Raw genomic sequence first — 18,851 nt, 5'->3', positions numbered from 1 at the left:
ATTATAAGGAAGCGGTAATATGGCCATGCTTATGGACAAAAACCTGAGGATGTGGTCACTAAACCTCAAGGTAGTTTCCTGATACATCCATCACGCCCGTGACCCTTAAAATGATTCCACCGCATGGCCTGAGCCTGACCCAGAGTTTGCTTGAGCGACTTGGGCAATCGATTGTCATGGGTGATTATGACAGGGCCCCCTTTCCGACCGAAGCTGAAATCGGCGAGGTCAATGGCACCAGCCGTACGGTTACCCGCGAAGCCATAAAGATGTTGACCGCCAAGGGTTTACTGTCGGCGCGCCCGCGACTGGGCACCAAGGTCGAACCCGTCGGACACTGGAATCTGCTGGATCCGCAGGTTTTGCGCTGGCTGATCAAGCGGCCGCTGACGCCGACGATTATTCTGGAATTCAACTATGTGCGGCTGGCCTTCGAGCCGGTCGCGGCGCGTCTGGCCGCGCGCCAGATCGGAGAGGCGGGCGACCGTACCGCCTTGCTTAAGATCCGCCAAAGTCTGGATATGATGATTCTCAATCACGCAGATCGTGCTTTGAGCATTCGGCATGATATTGAATTTCACGGTAATATTTTGGAGGCCTCCGGTAATCCGTTTTACCGTCAGCTCAGGCCGCTGATTGACACGGCCTTGACGCTTGCCATCGGTATGACCAGTCATGCCCGTGAACCGTCCGAAAGTCACAATGACCACCTCAACGTCTTTCGCGCCATTGAGGCGGGCGATGGTGCAGGTGCAGAAATCCTTATGCGCAGCCTGATCACCAAGGCCATAGCGGTGATTATCGAAGAGTCTTAAGTGCTTTAGTCCTGCCCGCGATTATAGATAACCGCCGGACCGATATCGACCGTCTGCGCATTAGAGGCCAGATAAAGCACCATATTTGCCTCGCCCGCCGCAAAATCGTGAGGCGCCGTGGCGGTCACGGTGAACTCCTGCCAGCGCGGTGTCAGGATAAGATGTAGCTCGTTCATAGGCTTATAAGGTGCGCGGGCATTTTGAAGCCGCACAGTAATGTCACCGGCTTCACGCCCGCCCGGTGCCCGGTCAAGGCGCGCCCACACCCGGCCTTCGAGGCGGTCGCCCCGTTTGATGGGCTTCAACGTATCGGTATGAACCAGAAGATTGTAGGGATCATGACCTGACTTTTCGACTTCGATGCGCATCGCCCGGTGGCCGGGTACAGCCGGCACGACTATGTCTTTGTGTCTTACGACCGGAAAATCAAAAAGATTGTGGAACAGAGTCCAGGGAACGGTTTGTGTAGAGGCGATCACATCTGGCGAAACATGCGCAGGCAGGGCGGTGGGCGCATCATCGTCGCGGCTGATATTCCAAAGATTTAGACATATAACGACCCACAATGGTAATAACCACCACAGTGGCAAAGGTCGGCTTTCAGCAACAGCGACCGTCATATATTATATCCCCTGATCTATACACAGCCCGCAATGATATTAACGCATCATTTACCCTTTGAATTACTCTACTAATAATAACCTATACGGGCATAATATACCCGTACAGCCTTTTATTTGGTTAATTGGTATGATGTTTTATCACATTAAGTTTCAACAGAAATTTGCTTTTATTATCAACCGATAAGGCAACCGGCCACCACATATCCGTGACTTGACATTGGGCCGTTTCGGCCCAAAACTTTGTGATCACAATTTTTGAGGCCCCTCATGCCATTCAATGCCGATCTTATGGCCCGCCGTCACTCTGCCGTTGCCCGCGGCATCGGTCACGCCACCTCAATTTTCGCCGCCCGCGCTGAAAATGCCGAACTTTGGGATGTCGAAGGACGGCGCTATATCGACTTTGCCGGCGGGATCGCGGTCTTAAATACCGGCCACCGCCACCCTAAGGTGCAGGCGGCGGTGCTTAGACAGCTTGACGCCTATACCCATACGGCCTTTCAGGTCGCGCCCTATGAGCCCTATATTGCTCTGGCCGAAAAGATCAATGCCCTCGCCCCCATCGATGGCCCGGCCAAAAGCGCCTTTTTGACCACCGGCGCCGAAGCGGTCGAGAACGCTATCAAGATCGCCCGCGCCTACACGGGGCGTGACGGCGTGATCGCCTTCAGTGGCGGCTTTCATGGCCGCACCGCCCTGACCTCGGCGCTGACGGGTAAGGTTGTGCCGTACAAAAAAGGATTAGGCTCGTCTCAGGCCGGGGTCTATCACGTGCCGTTCCCCTCTGAGGCCAGCGGCGTCACCGCCTGTGACAGCCTGAAAATGCTGTCCTATCTGTTCAAGGCCGATATTGACCCTTCGGCGGTTTCCGCCATTATCATCGAACCTGTGCAGGGTGAAGGTGGCTTTCTGATAACCCCGCCGGAGTTGATGCGGGCCTTGCGCCAACTGTGTGACGACCACGGCATCGTCCTGATCGCCGATGAGGTTCAAACCGGCTTTGGGCGGACGGGCAAGATGTTTGCCATGGAAAACTATGATGTCAAACCCGACCTGATCACTATGGCCAAGTCGCTGGCGGGTGGGTATCCGTTGTCGGGCGTGGTCGGTAAGGCCGACATCATGGATGCGCCGGAACTGGGCGGGCTGGGGGGCACCTATGGCGGCAATCCGGTCGCCTGTGCGGCGGCGCTGGCCGTGCTGGAAGTGATCGAGACCGAACATCTGCTTGAGGCCGCCAACCGTCAGGGAGCCTTTTTCATCAGCCGCCTGACCGAACTATCCCAGCGCAATGACATCGTACCGATCAGTTCGGTGCGCGGCTTAGGGGCGATGATCGCCTTTGATATTGTGTCCGAGCGTGGCAGCCATACTCCCGATGCCACCACCACCAAGGCCGTGACGACCAAAGCACAGGCACTGGGCCTGATCCTTTTGTCGTGCGGAGTCTATGGCAATACCATTCGCCTGCTGGCACCGCTGACCGCCCCGGACAGCGTGATTGAAGAGGGCTTCAACCTGATGACCGAGGCGCTCAAGCTGTAGGCGGTTTAGCGTCTAACAGGACGCACAGATGAGATATGCCCCTCAAGGCCGATCCGGCGAAGGGATTCATAACTGCCGTCAACCACGGCGCACCGGCCACGGAAGAATGAATTTTCACATACCTCCCACGCCCCGCGGCCCCGCACGTCCAGAGAGCGCGCCACATCATTAAAGCGCATACCGCTCAGGTCGGTAACGGCCCCATCAAGGGTAATGCTGCGGCCATTAAAGCCGTTGCTTGAATAGAGGGTGAGGGACGAACCATAGCCGCCACCCCCCGGATAACCGCCACCGGGCCCGCCTGGGCCGCCGGGATATCCCCCGGCCTCACACCACAAATTACCATTGCGGTTTTCAACCCAGCCGCGGCGGCAATCACGCAGGCTTAAGGACGTGTATCTGTAGCCACCGTTCTTGGTGCGGCACTGAGCCGTCAATTGACCGCGCCGGACATCAATATCACGGCAGGACTGACGGTAATTACCTTCGGGCAGGTTGTTGCCGCCCGGCCCGCCGCCCCAATGGCGTTCATCACTCTGCGCGCTGGCTGAGATAGGCGACAGGGCGACGATCGCACAGGCAGCAAGAGCGCCTAGAGATGACCACATAACGGTTTTGGATACAGCGACAGACATTTTCGAAGCTCCCTGTAGGAATGGCATGCTTGACTATAGGCTGAACCGATATGAACCTGACCTGAACGCGCGGGTTAGGTTCTATACCGGAGTATAACCTTAAGCCGACAGCACATCCAGCAGGGCGGCCTTATCAGGGCTTAAGGCGTCACGGCGCACCATAAGCGCGCCCTCCAGCGTACGGCGATAAGTGTCATCAATCGGGGCCCGTTCACCCCCGACCAGATCACCCAAAAGGCCGCGCACATGATCCAGCGTGTCATTGAAACGGGCCATGATGGCGGCAATGCTGGCGTGGTCATCGTCGCGCCAGCAGTCATAGTCGGTGACGATATTGAGACTGAGGTAATTGATCTGGGCTTCGCGGGCCAGAAAAACCTCCGGCACCTGCGTCATGCCGACCAGATCGGCGCCGATGGTGCGCAAAAATTCGCTCTCGGCCTTGGTCCCAAGACGTGGGCCATCGACCGCCGCATAGGTCGCCCCTTTGTGAACCAGAAGGTTGCGCTCATCCGCCGCCTTTTGCACCCAGCGCGCAAGATCCGGGCAGGCCGGTTCGGCGGTCGAAATATGGGCCGACAGCCCGCCGCCGAAAAAGGTCTTTTCACGCGGATATTTGATCAGGTCGATATATTGCGAGGCCAGCACCAATTGCCCCGGCTGCAGATGCTCACGCAAAGACCCCACCGCCGACACCGCCAGAATCTGCGTCACCCCCAAAATCTTCAGGGCATAGATATTGGCGCGGTAATTGACTTCATGGGGCAGGAACTGATGGTGGCGGCCATGACGCGGCAGGAAACACACCGCCTGCCCGTTCAGCTCAGCCCGCACAATCGGGCCGGACGGCGCACCAAAGGGCGTGTCGACCTCAACCGTGTCGATAACGCTAAGGTGATCCAGATGATAGAGACCGGTTCCGCCAATAATGGCCAGCATAGATAACGCCTTCTTCGTAATTCGTTGCGACAGCCTAACGGTAAACGCGGTCAGGTCAAAGTCCGTCCGATTGACAAGTGCTGATTTTTCAAATCTAGTCACAATCAAACATAATTCGTCACAACCTTTCACGCGGTTGCCGACATAAGGCCTTAGCGGCCGACAGGGAGTTCATCATGCGCATAGTCTACGCGGCCGTAACGGCGGCGGCCCTTTTGGTTGCGTCATCCGTATCGGCCCAGACCACCACTCAAAACTTCGATTCCGGCTGGCTGTTTGCCAAGGGCGATATCGAAGGCGCCGAAACGATTGCGGGCGCTGGCTCTGACTGGGAAAAGGTCAGCCTGCCCCATGACTGGGCCATCAGCGGGCCGTTTGATCAGTATGCTCCGGCGACCGGCTCCGGCGGCTGGCTGCCGACCGGCGTGGTCTGGTATCGCAAGCCGTTCACCCTGCCTGAGGCGGATAAGGGGAAGCGCGTCTTTATCGAGTTTGACGGCATAATGGATCGCGGTGGCGTCTGGATCAACGGCCACCATGTCGGCCACCCGCCCAACGGCTATTCCAGCGTGCGTTATGAGATTACCGATCATCTGAAATGGGGGGCCGAGAACGTTATCGCCGTGCGGGCCGATACCTCCGCGCAACCGGCCTCGCGCTGGTATGCCGGGGGCGGTATCTATCGCCATGTCCGGTTGATAACCTCCGGCGATATCCATGTCGACGGCTGGGGCACATATGTCACCACCCCGAAGATCGACGCAGATCGTGCGACCGTTAAGGTCGAAAGCGCCATCATCAACCGCTCGAAATCCGCGCGCACCGCCCATCTGGAGATCAGCCTGACCGGCCCGGATGGTAAGCCTGCAGGTACATTCAAGGGCGCGCCACAGACCCTGCCGATTGGCCGGTCAGTTAAGCTCAACGCCGAAGGGGCGATCCCCAACCCGAAACTGTGGGATATCGGTCAGGGCCATCTCTACCGCGCCGACATTAAGGTCATTTCAGATACCGGTGAGGTTCTGGAAACCGACATGGAGACCTTTGGGGTGCGTCAGATTGAATTCCGCGCCGACAGCGGGTTCTGGCTTAACGGCAAAAACGTCAAGCTGAAAGGTACGGCCATCCATGCCGATGGCGGGGCGTTTGGCATGGCCGTGCCGCTGTCGTTTTATGAGCGCCGCCTGAAAGGGCTTCAGGCGCTGGGCATCAATGCCATCCGCACCGCCCACCACCCGTTCTCGCCGGAGTTCCTCGACCTGTGCGACCGCTTAGGCATTGTGGTCATGAACGAAGCCTTTGATATGTGGACGGTGGCCAAGAACCCCTATGATTACCACCTGTTCTTCACCGACTGGTCATCGATCGATGCCCGTGATTTCGTGAAGCGCGACCGCAATCACCCTTCGGTCGCCATCTGGTCGATCGGCAATGAAATCCATGACACCCCCTATCCGGTGGTCGCCAAATCAATCGTGGCCCGCCTGAAAACCATCTTCAATACCGAAGACCCGTCTCGTCCGGTGACTATGGCCCTGTTCCGCCCCAATACCACTGGCGACTATAAGAACGGGCTGGCCGATATGCTGGATGTGGTCGGCCAGAACTACCGCGAGAATGAGCTGACCCAGGCCCATAAGGACAAACCGACCCGTAAGATCATCGGCACGGAAAATGGCAAGAACCGCGCCAACTGGCTGCCGGTACGCGATTACGCCCCCTATGCCGGCATGTTCCTGTGGACCGGCGCCGACTATCTGGGGGAGGCCGACCGCGCCGGATGGCCGTTCATTTCCAACCCGTCGGGGCTGGTTGACCGCACCGATGTGGTCAAACCGATCGGCTGGGAACGCGCGGCATGGTGGTCTGAAACACCGGTCGTCAAGATTGGCCGCCGCGTCACCGAAGTGATTGATACCTCTGAGCTACCGACCATGGTCGGGGTCGCCATGCCGCAGCCCAAAGGCCCCGGTGTGCTTAATGACTGGACGCCAACCGACCTTAAGCCACACACTGAAAAGGTCGAAATCGTCACCAATGCGGCTGAGGTTGAGCTGTTTTTGAATGGTAAGTCGCTCGGTAAAAAACCGCGTAATGCCGACGACAGCGCCATCAAATATGATGTGGCTTATGCCGCCGGTACGATCCGGGTCGCAGCCTTCGATAGCTCAGGCAAAAAAGTGGCTGAGGATGAACTGAAAACCGCCGGAGCCCCTGCGGCCATTCGTCTGGTGGCCGAGCAAAAAGCCATTGCGCCGACCTTTGATGACATCGGCTATATCCGCGCCGAAGTCGTCGATGCCAAAGGGGTGCGCGTACCGAACGCCGCGTCGCTTCTGACGGCGACCATAGAGGGGGCCGGACACTTGGCGGCTTTTGACAATGGCGACCCGACGGATTCGACCCTGTTCCAGTCTCCCGTCCGCAAGGCGTGGAATGGCCGCGCACTGGTCATGGTGTGCGCGACCGATACCACAGGCAAGATCAAGGTCACCGTCAGCGGCGAAGGGCTTAAACCCGCCACCGTCACACTGCAGGCCAAGGGGTTAAACTAAGTGTGAATACCACTCTCACATTTCACCTGTGATGTGATTTGCCATTGATGTTTTATTTGGCCACAGAGTTGCCATGATCGGCGTTTGATATACCCTTACGGCAATCAGGGAATTCAGGAGGCTGGCGGATGATCACACTTACCGTGAACGGCAAGGCGCACACACTGGATGTGCCTGATGACATGCCGTTGTTGTGGGCTTTGCGCGATGAAGTGAACCTGACCGGCACCAAGTTCGGTTGCGGCGTGGCTCAGTGCGGGGCTTGTACTGTCCATGTCGACGGCATCGCCACCCGCGCCTGCGCCACACCGGTCGGGTCGTTGGAGAGCGGCGCCAGGGTCACGACGATTGAGGCCATAGGTACGACCGCTCAGGGCAAGGCCCTGCAAAAGGCCTGGCTTGAGATTGATGTCATGCAGTGCGGCTATTGTCAGGCCGGTCAGATCATGTCGGCGGCGGCATTGCTGCAAGCCACGCCCAAGCCAACCGATGATGATATAGATGCGGCTATGGACGGCAATCTGTGCCGCTGCGCCACCTATAAGCGCATCCGTGAAGCGATTAAATCGGCCGCCGGTGTGGCGCTGACCGACACGCGGGAGGTGTAGGATGGATGACGCTTCTTTTAAGCCATCGCGCAGACTGTTTCTGGCATCGGGTATGGCAACCGGTGGCGCTTTGGTTATCGGGTTCGGCTTCGATGCCACCGCCGCCAATGACGGCGCGACCCAACTGGGTGACTATGTAGCGATTGCGCCTGATGGTGTGGTCACCATCCGCGCCAAGAACCCCGAAATCGGTCAGGGCATCAAAACCACGCTGCCGATGCTGATCGCCGAAGAGATGGATATCGCATGGGAACAGGTGCGGATTGAGACCGCCCCCGCTGACGAAAAGCGCTTTGGGGCGCAGTTTGCGGGCGGCTCCATGTCGACCCCGATGAACTATGAGCCCATGCGTCGGGTAGGTGCGGCCACGCGCGCGGTGCTGATCGAAGCGGCGGCGGCGGTGCTCAAAAAACCCGCCGCAGAACTGACAGTCGAAGCCGGTGTGGTGCATCATAAGGCATCGCGCACCAAGGTCAGCTATGGCAAGCTGGTCGCCGCTGCGGCCAAGCTGAAACTGCCCGATCCGGCCAGCGTGACCTTAAAGCCCGACAGCGCCTTTACCATTATCGGAAAATCCAAAGGCGGCTATGACAGCCCGAAGATCGTCGAAGGCAAGCCGATTTTCGGCATCGATGTGACCGTGCCGGGTATGAAATATGCCGTCTTCGTCAAGCCGCCGGTCTATGGCGCGAAACTGAAATCGGCCAATATCGATGTCATCAAGGCCTTAAAAGGCATCACCCATGTCTTTACCCTGCAAGGCTATGGCGATTTCCACAGCCTGCAGGACGGGGTGGCCATCGTGGCCGATAAGTGGTGGTACGCAAAAGCCGCCCGCGATCAGTTAGAGATCGTCTGGGACGACGCCGTGGGCACGCCCCACGACAGCGCGACCTATGCAGCTAAAGCCAAAGCGCTGGCCGGAACCAAAGGCACGCCGGTCGCCTCAAACGGCGATGTCGAGACTGCGCTTGGCAAGGCCGCCAAAAAGATCGAGGCCTGGTACGAGGCGCCATTTCTGGCTCACGTTCCGATGGAGCCGCAGAACTGCACCGCAAAAGTCACGGCTGACGGGGTGGAAATCTGGGCCCCGACTCAAGCCCCCGCCTGGGGGAGGCCCCATGTCGCCAAGGCGCTGGGCGTGCCGGAAGACAAGATCACCATCCATATGATCCGTTGCGGCGGCGGCTTTGGACGGCGGCTGGAGAATGACTATATGGTCGAAGCGGCCGCCATTGCCCAAAAGGCCGGCGTGCCGGTCAAGCTGGTCTGGACGCGCGAAGACGATGTCGCCTACGACTATTTCCGTCCGGGTAATTACCACAGGCTTGAGGCCGCCATCGAGGGCGGCAAGATCACGGCCTATAAGGCCCGCGCCGTAACCTTTGGCCGCGACGGTAAGGTGGCGCAGGGGGCCGGTATCGGGCCGCATGATTTTGTGCCGCTGGTCAGTCCGAACTACGCCCTTGAACAGCACCTGATCGAGACGCTTGTGCCCACCGGATATCTGCGGGCGCCATCCTCCAATGCGCTCGGGTTTGTGCACGAGTGCTTCCTGGATGAGATCGCCGGGGCGATGGGCAAAGACCCCTTCACCCTGCGGCAGGAAATTGTAGAGGCCGCCATAGCCAATCCTGTGCCGGTTAAGAGCGGTGAGCGCGGCCCGTCTTATGAGCCCAAACGGCTCAAGGCTGTGCTTGAGACTTTGCGCACCCGCAGCGGCTGGGATACGGCCAAATCCGGCAATGGCATTGGTTATGGTGTCGCCACCTATTTCAGCCACCGCGGTTATTTTGCCGAAGTGGCCAAGGTCAAGGTCGATGACGACGGCAATTGGAAGGTGCTTAAGGTCTGGGTCGTCGGCGATGTCGGCCGCACCATCATCAATCCGTCGGCGGGGGCTAATCAGGTCGAAGGCTCGGTCATGGACGGGATCGGTGAAATGATGTCGGAGATCACCTTTGATAAGGGCCGCGCGGTCCAGAGCAATTTTCAGGACATTCCGATGATCCGCATGTCGCAGGCCCCCCATGTCGATGTGCATTTTGAAATATCGGATAACGGGCCGACCGGTCTGGGTGAACCGGCCCTGCCGCCGGTTATTCCAGCGGTGTGTAATGCTATCTTTGCCGCGACCGGCGTGCGGGTACGCAAATTACCTCTGTTGCCGGAAACCCTGTCGAAAGCGGCGCGGGCCTGAGTGCAGATCGACCACCCGCACTATCAGGACTATGTGCTCGATACCTACCTCGGCTGGCGGGGGGAGGGAATGCGGTGCGCGGTGCTGACCCTTGTTGCCACCACCGGCGGCTCACCCCGTCCGGTCGGGTCGCAGATGGCGGTGTGCGAAGACGGCCGCCATGTCGGCATGATCACCGGCGGCTGTGCGGAAAGTGCTTTGGTTCATGATGCCATTGCCGCGATCATAGGCGGCGCAGACCTGATTGAGCGCTATGGCGAAGGGTCGAAATTCAGGGACATTACCCTGCCGTGCGGGGCCGGTCTTGATATCCATTTTGCCGTTTTGCTGCGCGATGATGAGGTGCAGCAAATATCAGAGGCGCTCGCCCGTCGTCAGACCGCAGAGATGGCATTTGGCGGCTTTGTGCGCCGCTATCGCCCTAAAGGTCGGATCGTGATTGTGGGGCAGGGCCCGATCGTCATTATGCTGGCGCAACTGGCGGCGATGGCGGAGATGGACACCGTGATCTATAGCCCCGATGCGATGGTGATAGGTAGCCTGCCCGATGCGCAGCCTTTGCGGGATGAGCGTGATTTTGATGCCGGTTTACTCGATGCCGACAGCGCGCTGGTCACCCTGTTTCATGACCATGCTTTTGAGCCACAGATACTGAAAGCCGCCCTGAGGAGCCCTGCTTTTTACATCGGGGCGCTGGGCAGCAAACGCGCCCATCAGGCCCGGCTTGAAGCCCTGAACGGCTGCGGTGACCTGACACGCATCAAGGGCCCCGCCGGTGTGTATATCGGGGCCAAGACCCCGCCGGAAATCGCGCTGTCGATTATGGCTGAAATTATCGAACACTGGCGCGCAGCATGAAACTGGGCGCGATCATACTGGCCGCCGGAGCGTCACAGCGGTTCGGGCCGGACGATAAGCTTCAGGCGCGATTAGGTGACCGCACCGTGCTGGACGCCGCCATTGCCGCCACTGAGGGGCTGGATCAGCGCCTCGTGGTTGCCCGCGCCCCGATACCCGTCCCAGATGGGGTCAGTCTGGTGATCAATCCGGAGGCCGATGCGGGTATGGGCGGATCGCTGGCCTTAGGGGTGACGGCGCTTGATCCCTGCGACGGGGTCTTTGTGGTGCTGGGCGACATGCCGCTGATCCCGCAGACGGTCTATCGGCAACTGGCTGAGCGCGTCACTGACCATGATATTGTGGTGCCAACCCATGATGGCCGCGACGGCCATCCGGTACTTTTTGCGGCCACCTGTTTTGACGAATTGAAAACCCTGTCCGGTGATCGTGGTGCGCGCGGTCTGATCACTGGCGGGCAGTACCGCGTGGCACGCTGTGAGGTCGGCACCGACGCCATATTGCAGGATATTGACACCAAAGATGATCTGACGGCGCTGACAAACCGGTCTAAGAGACCCGCATGAATACGCCCGCACATATCCTTGCCGCCCAGAGCCGTATCGCCGGCTTTGTCCATCGCACGCCGCTGATGGAGTCATCGACGCTCAATGCCCAGCTGGGCCATCGCATCGTTTTTAAGTGCGAGAACCTGCAAAAGATCGGTGCGTTCAAGGTGCGCGGGGCGATGAATACCCTGCTGACCCTGAAAGAACAGGGTGCCTTGCCTGATCACGTCACCTGTTTTTCGTCGGGTAATCATGCTCAGGCCGTGGCTTACGGCGCGAAAACGCTTGGCCTGAAAGCGACCATTTTTATCCCTGCCAATGCCTCATCGCTTAAGATCGAAGCCACGCGCGCCCACGGGGCTGAGGTCGTGGTCACAAAGACCCGTCAGGAAGCCGAAAGCGCGGTTCAGGCCGTGATCGATCAAGGCGCGGTCTTTATCCACCCCTATGATGACGACCGCGTTATGGCCGGTCAGGGGACGGCGGCACTGGAAGCGTTTCAGGATGCGCCCCAAAAGAACGTAAAAGCCTTCAACGCCGTATTTGCTCCCTGCGGCGGGGGTGGGCTGGTGTCCGGCACCTGGCTGGCCGCACAGGCCGCATCCCCTGAGACCAAGGTGTTCGGGGTCGAGCCGCTCAACGCCAATGACGCCGCCCGCACTCTGCGCGACGGTAAGATTTTCAAATGGGATCAGGCGCCCGACACGATTGCCGATGGCGTACGCACACTTTATGTCAGTGAACGGACATTAGGCTTTCTGAAGCAGACCAACGGTGTGCTTGAGGTCAGCGAAGACGATATCCTGTACTGGACCCAGTGGCTGACCCATCTGCTGAAACTGACCATTGAGCCGACCTCGGCCGGCTGCATGGCCGGTGTGGTGCAATATCTGCGCACACAGACTGAGCCGCAAACGGTGCTGGTAATCCTGTCCGGCGGTAATGTCGCTCCTGAGACTCAAGCCCAGATCTGGGCCGAAGATCGGCTGGGGGCAGTGCCGGGCCTTTAAAGCCGGTACAGTCATAAAAATTTGACCTGAAATCGAACTAAATCAATCCCTTGAGGTGGACATGGGCCGCCGTATAGGGGATTAATTCCGTAGGGGTTAATTCGGGGGACGAATTGAACGATTTTTTAAAGGACTAAGCATGGCCCAATCCGGCAATCCCGACACCGCTAAGACGGCCCACGCCAAGGACGTACCGGTATTGCCGATCTGGAGCCTTGTCGTGCCGGTGGCGGGTGTGCTGGCGATCCTGCTGCATGTCGCCTATCTGGGACTGGCCGGTGTGATCATCGCGGCGATTATCATGATGGGTTGCGTGCTGGCCGCGGTTCACCATGCTGAGGTCGTGGCCCATAAGGTTGGTGAGCCCTTCGGGACTCTGGTGCTTGCCATTGCCGTCACCATTATCGAAGTGGCCCTGATTGTGTCGCTGATGATGTCCGGCGATGGCGATAAAACCACACTGGCGCGCGACACGGTCTTCGCGGCGGTGATGATCATTATGAACGGCATTGTGGGGCTATGTCTTCTGGTCGGCGGTGCCCGTCACCATGAGCAGAAATTTGTGCTGCGCGGCGTCAGTTCGGCCCTTTGTGTGCTGGCCGCTATGGCGTCCCTGTCGCTGATCCTGCCCAATTTCACCTCATCGGCCCCCGGTTCGTTCTATTCGCCGCCACAGCTTATCTTCGTGGCCATTGTGTCCCTGATCCTTTATGGCACCTTTGTGCTGGTGCAGACGGTGCGCCACCGCGACTATTTCCTGCCCGCAGGTGATGGTGATCTGTCTCAGAATGCCCATGCCGAGCCCCCCACCCACACACAGACACTCATTGCTCTGGGGGCGCTGATTGCCGCCCTGATCGGGGTCGTGCTGCTGGCCAAAAGCCTGTCGCCCCATATTGAAAAGTCGGTGGCTTCGGCGGGTCTGCCGCTGGCCTTTGTCGGTATTTTGATCGCGGCCCTTGTGCTGGCGCCCGAAAGTTTGGCCGCCGTCAAGGCCGCCCGCCGCAACCGCCTTCAGACCAGTCTTAACCTGGCGCTCGGTTCGGCGTTGGCGACCATCGGCCTGACCATACCGACAGTTGCGGTTTTATCGGTTATCATGGGCTGGCCGCTGTCACTTGGGCTTGACCCCAAATCGATGATCCTGCTGTTCCTGTCGTTTATCGTCTCGATCTTTTCACTGGGGACTGGACGCACCACCATCCTTCAGGGGGTCACCCATCTGGTGATCTTCAGCGCCTATCTGTTTGTGACGATCGTGCCGTAACCTCATTTAGGCGATGGCGGTGATTTCGATATCGGCACCCGCTACCTGCGCGTCATCACCGACCGCTTTACCCAGCAGGGCGCGGGCCAGCGGCGAGACATAGGAAATGCTGCCCTGAGCCGGATCGGCTTCGTCTTCGCCCACTATACGAAAGGTCTGTCTGCGGCCATCATCGCGCGCAATCGTGACCATACAACCGAACACGACCGTTTCAGGATGACTGACCGGCGCGATGCGCTGGGCCGAGCCTAAACGCGCCGTGTAATAGCGCAGATCGCGCGTTGCCCGTGCCATAGCGGTGCGGTCTTCGTTGATGCTGCCCGACGCCTGCGCCGCACCATAGGCCGCCTTGGCCTCGGCAAAGGCGGCTTCCAGTTGGCTCAGGCCCTGTGGCGTGACCAGATTAGGATGGGGCGAGATCGGCCGGTCAGGCAGATTGGCGGCGGCGGCTTCGTGATCTTCGTCTTTGGTAAAGGCAACACTCATAGGCGCAGTGTAGGATTACTGACGGATAATGCCAGCCTAATGTTCGCAGCTTCCGTCGCTCGCAACCCGACCACCTGAATCTAAGCAAACATCATCATCGATAAAGCGGGATATTTTTGGCCATGCCCAAATTGTAGCCAGAACGGCCACGATAATGACTGTACCCAAAACTATTCTCGACCGCCTCACCGCGCCAGCCAGCCGCCATCTACCGGAATGATCGCGCCGTTGACATAGTCCGAAGCCTTGGACGACAGAAACACCGCGGCCCCTTTCAGGTCGTCAGGTTCCCCCCAGCGTGCAGCGGGAATACGGTCAAGGATCGCCTTGTTGCGCTCGGCATCGGCTTGCAGTTGGGAGGTCACATCGGTGGCAAAATAACCCGGCGCAATGGCGTTGATATTGAGGCCTTTTGAGGCCCACTCATTGGCCAGCAGCTTGGTAATGCCGGCAATGCCGGACTTTGACGCCGTATAGGGCGGCACCCGAATGCCGCCCTGAAAAGACAGCATGGAGGCGATATTGATGATCTTGCCTGCCCCCTGCGCGATCATGTGGCGGCCCACGGCCTGACACATAAAGAACGCCGACTTGATATTGACGTTCATCACCGCGTCCCAATCCTCTTCGGTAAAGTCAACGCTGTCGGCGCGACGGATGATGCCGGAATTGTTGATCAGGATATTAAGCCCGCCCAAGGCCGAAATCGTCGTGGTCACAATCTCAGGGATCGGTGCGGTCGAGGTCAGGTCGGCCTTGATGAACACGAATTTACGACCCAGCGCCTCGACCTTGGATTGGGTTTCATCCGGCGTATTATTGCCAACGGTGGCGATATCAGCACCCGCTTCAGCCAGAGCGACCGCCATGGCCTGCCCCAGTCCGCGGTTGGCGCCGGTGATCAGGGCGCATTTGCCGGTAAGGTCGAACAGATGGGACATAGCAGGCTCACAAACCATTGAGGAGGAAGGTTTTAGCTATAGCCCTCCCCCTTCGGACGGATCAACCCTATTTCGGCGGATAAAGCCGGGCATCGACCTTAGCGTTACGATCAACGGTTAGCTTGCCGTCGTCATATTTCAGTTCAGCGACCTGAATGACCGTGCGCTGGTTCCAGTAAGGATCGGTCTTAGCCTCAGGTTCATTATGCTGGTGGACGAAATAATAGATAAAGGCCCGTTCATTGCCTTTATCATCTGTATTCACGACAATATCCGGATGCTGGCCTTTATTGGTGTCGGTCGGCTGCGTGCCGGGCTGCTCCAGAAGGCGGTCCGGTTGCAGCGTCCAGTTTGTGGCATCCTCAGAACTTAAAGCGATCAGGCCTTTCCACGCGTCGGCCACCATCCAGTAGCGGCCCTTAAAGCGAAACACCTTCGGGCCTTCGGCGGCGATATCGACGACCGGCGTGTCATGACGCATCCAGGTCTTGAGGTCTTTGGAATCGGCGGCGAACAGGCGCGAGCCCTTACGTTCATCCTTGAACCACAGGCGGTAACCGTCACCGATTTTGATGACGCTGGCGTCGATCACCTTATCACCCAGATCAAGCGTTTCGCCACAGTCCCATGTTTTGAGATCTGTGCTGGTCAGATGGACAATCTTGCGCGGATGATTCCAGTTGGCAAACACGCCCGGCACAACCGTCAGCCACATATGCCAGGTGTCACCGTCCTTAAACACTTCCGGCGCCCACAGGGTCTCACCGGTGCAGCTTTGCGGGATCGTCGCCTGCCCGCCATAGCGCCATGTGATGCCGTCGGCTGAGGTCGCAATGCCGATCGGCGTGCCGTGGACCCAGCGCACATCCTTGGGGTCAGGAAATTTCAGCGATGCCCTGCGGTTGGTGTAGAGCATCTTCCACTGCGCATTAGGGGCATCATAGACAATTGAGGCATCCGCCGCCCCGTCAAACACCGGGTCGCGGTACAGTGGCTTTGGCGCTTCAGCCATAACCGCAGGTGCAACTGCACACATAAGGCTAAAAGCCAGAAAAACAGATCGCATGGTTTTCTCCCGCTATGTTATTATTGATCTCAAACAATCAATTCAGATCATACACAGGCAGTGATCCCCGTAAAAGCTTAAAGGTTTCACGCATATATTTTCACTAAAGAAAAGATTCATACATCCCTGACATAAAGTGCGTCATTTTTGCATCTGCGCAATGCCAATCCGGGCTGAACATCTTTTGGCCGCAAGACTCCTTGCCATATATCCGACGGAAATTTAACAGGCCTTGCGTATAATCCGACAAATGCCACTCTTCCGAAGAAGACCTAATAATGAAAAATAATAATCTATCTCTGTCTGTTTCGCGGTTTCGTGCTTTGAGGAACGGCACGGCGCTTGGCACCCTGGCGGCGCTGGTGATCGCGGCCCCCGTATGGGCGCAATCCCAGACTCAAGCCCAAACGCCGGTTCAGACACCAGTTCAGACGACAACCCCGGCTCAGGCTCAGCCGCCCGCAACGGAAAAGAAACCTGATGAACCGCTCAAGACCGCCCCGGCTGAGGCCGAAGCGCAGGAAGGCCCGACCACGACCGTGACCGTGGCGGCTGATCGCCCGCAAAACCGCGCCGACCGTCAGGTCTATGACCCCAAGACCGATGCCGAAACCCCGGTCAGCGTCGCCGCCGATACCCTGAACAAGGTGCCGGGCGTGGCCGTTGATCCGGAAGGCAATGTCACCCTGCGCGGGTCTGGCGTCACGATTCTGGTTGATGGCAAGCCGTCCACCGCCTTGCAGGGCGAGAACCGTGCGGCCACCCTGCAAAGCCTGTCGTCTGAGGACATCGATACGATCGAGGTCATGAATAATCCGGGCGCGCAGTTTTCGTCCGAAGGCTCCGGCGGGATCATTAATATTGTCATGAAGCGCGGCCGCTTTGTGCAGCAAAAACCGACTCTCACGCTCAACAAGGGTTCGGATGACCGCTACGGTGCCAATTTCTCGGCCAGCCGGCAGATTTCGCCCAAGCTGATCCTGAATGGCAGCGTCAATATCCGTCACGATGGTCGACCCAATGAATCTACCGATGACCGTAAGCGCATCAATGCCCTGACCGGTGAAACGACCCGCGCTATCACCGAAAGCTATAATCCGCGCCTGAGCGATATGATGTCGATCAACGGCGGGCTGAACTATCAGATCAACGACAACGATACCCTGGCGGGTAATCTCAGCTATCAGCGCCGTGAAGGCAGCAACAGCGGCCTGAGCCACAGCCTGATCTATGATGTCAACGACGTCCTGACGCAGGATTATAACCGCATCAGCCGCGGTGAAAACAACAATGAAACGGTTGAAGGCACCCTGCGGTTTGACCACAAAGGCGACACCGAAGGCGAAACGCTGAAATTCAATCTGCGCTATTCGGAAAATACCGGTGACAGCCAGAGTGAAAACTCGACCCTCTACAGCTATGCCGTTCCGGCACGCACCGACAGCACAGACCGCAATAACCGCGACACCAAGGAAAAGCTGCTGAACCTGAGCGGTGACTATACCCACGGACTGTGGGGTGGGGATGCGTCGACCGGTTTCGATATCCAGAACCAGAAAAGCTATAGCCGCACTCTGAACCAGCGCACGGGCGGCACCTCGCTCATTCCGGATCAGGACACGATCACGGATATCGTGCAAACCATCAGCGCCTTTTATGTCAATTACAGCAAGGCCTATACGGATAAGCTGAGTCTCAGCAGCGGCCTGCGGGTAGAGCGCACCGATGTCGAAATCAAGACCGGCGTGGGCGGCAAGAGCGACTACACTAATGTTACCCCCAGCGTGAACGTCAGCTATATCCTGTCTCAGGCCGAACGCCTGCGTCTGGGCTATTCGCGCCGCATCCGCCGTCCGGGCGCGATGGAGCTTGACCCGACTATTGTCTATTACAGCGATCAATATGCCTCTGCCGGTAATGCCGATCTGAAGCCGCAGGAAACCGATAAGTTCAGCGTCCGCTACGAATACCAGAAAAGCGGCTACAGCTATAATGTCGAAGCCTTCTACAGCAAGGACTCAAAGGTTATTGCGCCAGTCAGCTACTATATCTCCGATACGGTTTTGCTGCGTACCCGCGCCAATCTGGGTGAACAGCAATCGGGCGGCCTTGAAATGTCGTTCGACGGCAAGATGACGGACAAACTGCGCCTGCGGGCCTCCGGCACGGTTACCTATTTCGAGGTGCAGTCCTATGATCGCAACTATCTGCCGTATGAGCGCACCGGTACAAACGTCAGTGGACGGATGAATGCTGAATACAAGATTACGGCCAAAGACACATTGGGCGTAAACGTCAACGTACAGGGCAAACGTATCGATCGCGAAAGCTATACCGATCCGTTCTCCACGGCTAACGTCAACTACTCACATCGTTTCAGCAACAAGCTGTTCCTGTCTCTGAACGTGACCGATATCTTTGAATCGGCCAATACCAAGACCTATACCCGCAGCGACACTCAGGAAGGCATCCGCGAGCGCAAGCAGCAGGGGCAGGTCGCTTATCTCACCCTGCGCTATGTTTTTGGTGAAGTGCGCGGCAGCCAGCAACAGGACGACATGCCGATGGGTCCACGCGGTCCGCGCGGCAACTGGGGCGGCGGGCAAGGCGGCCCCGGTGGTCCCGGTGGCGGCCCGATGTAACCATAAAAAACCCCGGTCTAAGGCCGGGGTTTTTTATGGTTTTAGAGCGGAATGATTGCTCTGAAGCATTCCGCTCAAGCCGCCGTGTGCGCGGCGGCCAAGGTGGCGGAGCC

At 58.2% G+C, this 18,851-nt stretch carries 16 protein-coding genes; 10 read left to right on the top strand and 6 right to left on the bottom strand.

Going from position 1 to position 18,851, the window contains the following annotated elements; genetic code table 11:
• Window positions 1-110 precede the first annotated feature (110 nt).
• Window positions 111-815 carry a FadR/GntR family transcriptional regulator gene (locus PQU98_RS10835; RefSeq protein ID WP_272744962.1) on the top strand — a complete coding sequence of 235 codons (705 nt, stop codon included), beginning with the start codon at window positions 111-113 and terminating at the stop codon, window positions 813-815.
• Window positions 816-820: 5 nt separating this feature from the next.
• Here PQU98_RS10835 and PQU98_RS10830 read toward each other — a convergent pair whose 3' ends face one another.
• Complete coding sequence (locus PQU98_RS10830; RefSeq protein WP_272744961.1) at window positions 821-1,435, bottom strand: hypothetical protein; 615 nt, start codon at window positions 1,433-1,435, stop codon at window positions 821-823.
• 270 nt (window positions 1,436-1,705) lie between these two features.
• On the opposite strand from PQU98_RS10830, the gene gabT reads away from it, so the two are divergent.
• Window positions 1,706-2,983: a 4-aminobutyrate--2-oxoglutarate transaminase gene (gene gabT / locus PQU98_RS10825; RefSeq protein WP_272744960.1), complete on the top strand. Its 1,278-nt coding sequence runs from the start codon at window positions 1,706-1,708 to the stop codon at window positions 2,981-2,983.
• Window positions 2,984-2,988: 5 nt separating this feature from the next.
• Here gabT and PQU98_RS10820 read toward each other — a convergent pair whose 3' ends face one another.
• Entirely contained in the window at window positions 2,989-3,618 is a 630-nt protein-coding gene (locus tag PQU98_RS10820) for a beta/gamma crystallin-related protein (protein ID WP_272744959.1), read from the bottom strand.
• Between the two features lie 99 nt (window positions 3,619-3,717).
• Window positions 3,718-4,557 (bottom strand): MTAP family purine nucleoside phosphorylase, encoded by an 840-nt coding sequence (locus PQU98_RS10815; protein WP_272744958.1) that lies wholly within the window; start codon window positions 4,555-4,557, stop codon window positions 3,718-3,720.
• 176 nt (window positions 4,558-4,733) lie between these two features.
• On the opposite strand from PQU98_RS10815, the gene PQU98_RS10810 reads away from it, so the two are divergent.
• The 7 genes from PQU98_RS10810 (at window position 4,734) to PQU98_RS10780 (ending at window position 13,603) form a co-directional block, all read left to right on the top strand.
• The gene (locus PQU98_RS10810) at window positions 4,734-7,112 is read left to right on the top strand and encodes a glycoside hydrolase family 2 TIM barrel-domain containing protein (protein ID WP_272744957.1); all 2,379 of its coding nucleotides are present in this window, start codon (window positions 4,734-4,736) and stop codon (window positions 7,110-7,112) included.
• Window positions 7,113-7,240: 128 nt separating this feature from the next.
• Window positions 7,241-7,720 (top strand): (2Fe-2S)-binding protein, encoded by a 480-nt coding sequence (locus tag PQU98_RS10805; RefSeq protein ID WP_272744956.1) that lies wholly within the window; start codon window positions 7,241-7,243, stop codon window positions 7,718-7,720.
• Between the two features lies 1 nt (window position 7,721).
• Window positions 7,722-9,920: a xanthine dehydrogenase family protein molybdopterin-binding subunit gene (locus PQU98_RS10800; protein ID WP_272744955.1), complete on the top strand. Its 2,199-nt coding sequence runs from the start codon at window positions 7,722-7,724 to the stop codon at window positions 9,918-9,920.
• Window positions 9,921-10,778: an XdhC family protein gene (locus PQU98_RS17065; protein ID WP_272744954.1), complete on the top strand. Its 858-nt coding sequence runs from the start codon at window positions 9,921-9,923 to the stop codon at window positions 10,776-10,778.
• On the top strand, window positions 10,775-11,344 hold the full coding sequence (locus PQU98_RS10790) for a nucleotidyltransferase family protein (protein WP_272744953.1): 570 nt from the start codon (window positions 10,775-10,777) through the stop codon (window positions 11,342-11,344). The genes PQU98_RS17065 and PQU98_RS10790 overlap by 4 nt, the downstream gene beginning before the upstream one ends.
• Window positions 11,341-12,336, top strand: coding sequence for a serine/threonine dehydratase (locus PQU98_RS10785; protein ID WP_272744952.1), 996 nt, complete (start codon window positions 11,341-11,343; stop codon window positions 12,334-12,336). The genes PQU98_RS10790 and PQU98_RS10785 overlap by 4 nt, the downstream gene beginning before the upstream one ends.
• A gap of 139 nt (window positions 12,337-12,475) precedes the next feature.
• On the top strand, window positions 12,476-13,603 hold the full coding sequence (locus PQU98_RS10780) for a calcium:cation antiporter (RefSeq protein WP_272744951.1): 1,128 nt from the start codon (window positions 12,476-12,478) through the stop codon (window positions 13,601-13,603).
• Window positions 13,604-13,609: 6 nt separating this feature from the next.
• Here PQU98_RS10780 and greA read toward each other — a convergent pair whose 3' ends face one another.
• From greA to PQU98_RS10765, 3 genes are all read right to left on the bottom strand, one after another.
• Window positions 13,610-14,089: a transcription elongation factor GreA gene (gene greA, locus PQU98_RS10775; protein ID WP_272744950.1), complete on the bottom strand. Its 480-nt coding sequence runs from the start codon at window positions 14,087-14,089 to the stop codon at window positions 13,610-13,612.
• 185 nt (window positions 14,090-14,274) lie between these two features.
• Window positions 14,275-15,030 carry a 2-dehydro-3-deoxy-D-gluconate 5-dehydrogenase KduD gene (kduD, locus tag PQU98_RS10770; RefSeq protein WP_272744949.1) on the bottom strand — a complete coding sequence of 252 codons (756 nt, stop codon included), beginning with the start codon at window positions 15,028-15,030 and terminating at the stop codon, window positions 14,275-14,277.
• Between the two features lie 67 nt (window positions 15,031-15,097).
• Window positions 15,098-16,096, bottom strand: a complete 999-nt coding sequence (locus PQU98_RS10765; RefSeq protein WP_272744948.1) for a glycoside hydrolase family protein — start codon at window positions 16,094-16,096, stop codon at window positions 15,098-15,100.
• A gap of 278 nt (window positions 16,097-16,374) precedes the next feature.
• On the opposite strand from PQU98_RS10765, the gene PQU98_RS10760 reads away from it, so the two are divergent.
• On the top strand, window positions 16,375-18,738 hold the full coding sequence (locus PQU98_RS10760) for a TonB-dependent receptor (RefSeq protein ID WP_272744947.1): 2,364 nt from the start codon (window positions 16,375-16,377) through the stop codon (window positions 18,736-18,738).
• The last annotated feature ends 113 nt before the right edge of the window (window positions 18,739-18,851 follow it).

Source organism: Asticcacaulis machinosus (assembly GCF_028550435.1).
Classification (GTDB): Bacteria; Pseudomonadota; Alphaproteobacteria; order Caulobacterales; family Caulobacteraceae; genus Asticcacaulis; species Asticcacaulis machinosus.
Note: the sequence above shows the minus strand (reverse complement) of the source record. Positions and strands in the feature narration are given on the sequence as shown.

Coding starts and splice junctions, on each gene's coding strand:
- PQU98_RS10765 (WP_272744948.1), bottom strand. CDS start 16,096: ATGCGATCTGTTTTTCTGGCTTTTAGCCTTATGTGTGCAGTTGCACCT.
- PQU98_RS10780 (WP_272744951.1), top strand. CDS start 12,476: ATGGCCCAATCCGGCAATCCCGACACCGCTAAGACGGCCCACGCCAAG.
- PQU98_RS10760 (WP_272744947.1), top strand. CDS start 16,375: ATGAAAAATAATAATCTATCTCTGTCTGTTTCGCGGTTTCGTGCTTTG.
- PQU98_RS10835 (WP_272744962.1), top strand. CDS start 111: ATGATTCCACCGCATGGCCTGAGCCTGACCCAGAGTTTGCTTGAGCGA.
- kduD (WP_272744949.1), bottom strand. CDS start 15,030: ATGTCCCATCTGTTCGACCTTACCGGCAAATGCGCCCTGATCACCGGC.
- greA (WP_272744950.1), bottom strand. CDS start 14,089: ATGAGTGTTGCCTTTACCAAAGACGAAGATCACGAAGCCGCCGCCGCC.
- PQU98_RS10815 (WP_272744958.1), bottom strand. CDS start 4,557: ATGCTGGCCATTATTGGCGGAACCGGTCTCTATCATCTGGATCACCTT.
- PQU98_RS10810 (WP_272744957.1), top strand. CDS start 4,734: ATGCGCATAGTCTACGCGGCCGTAACGGCGGCGGCCCTTTTGGTTGCG.
- PQU98_RS10790 (WP_272744953.1), top strand. CDS start 10,775: ATGAAACTGGGCGCGATCATACTGGCCGCCGGAGCGTCACAGCGGTTC.
- PQU98_RS10785 (WP_272744952.1), top strand. CDS start 11,341: ATGAATACGCCCGCACATATCCTTGCCGCCCAGAGCCGTATCGCCGGC.
- gabT (WP_272744960.1), top strand. CDS start 1,706: ATGCCATTCAATGCCGATCTTATGGCCCGCCGTCACTCTGCCGTTGCC.
- PQU98_RS10805 (WP_272744956.1), top strand. CDS start 7,241: ATGATCACACTTACCGTGAACGGCAAGGCGCACACACTGGATGTGCCT.
- PQU98_RS10820 (WP_272744959.1), bottom strand. CDS start 3,618: ATGTCTGTCGCTGTATCCAAAACCGTTATGTGGTCATCTCTAGGCGCT.
- PQU98_RS10800 (WP_272744955.1), top strand. CDS start 7,722: ATGGATGACGCTTCTTTTAAGCCATCGCGCAGACTGTTTCTGGCATCG.
- PQU98_RS10830 (WP_272744961.1), bottom strand. CDS start 1,435: ATGACGGTCGCTGTTGCTGAAAGCCGACCTTTGCCACTGTGGTGGTTA.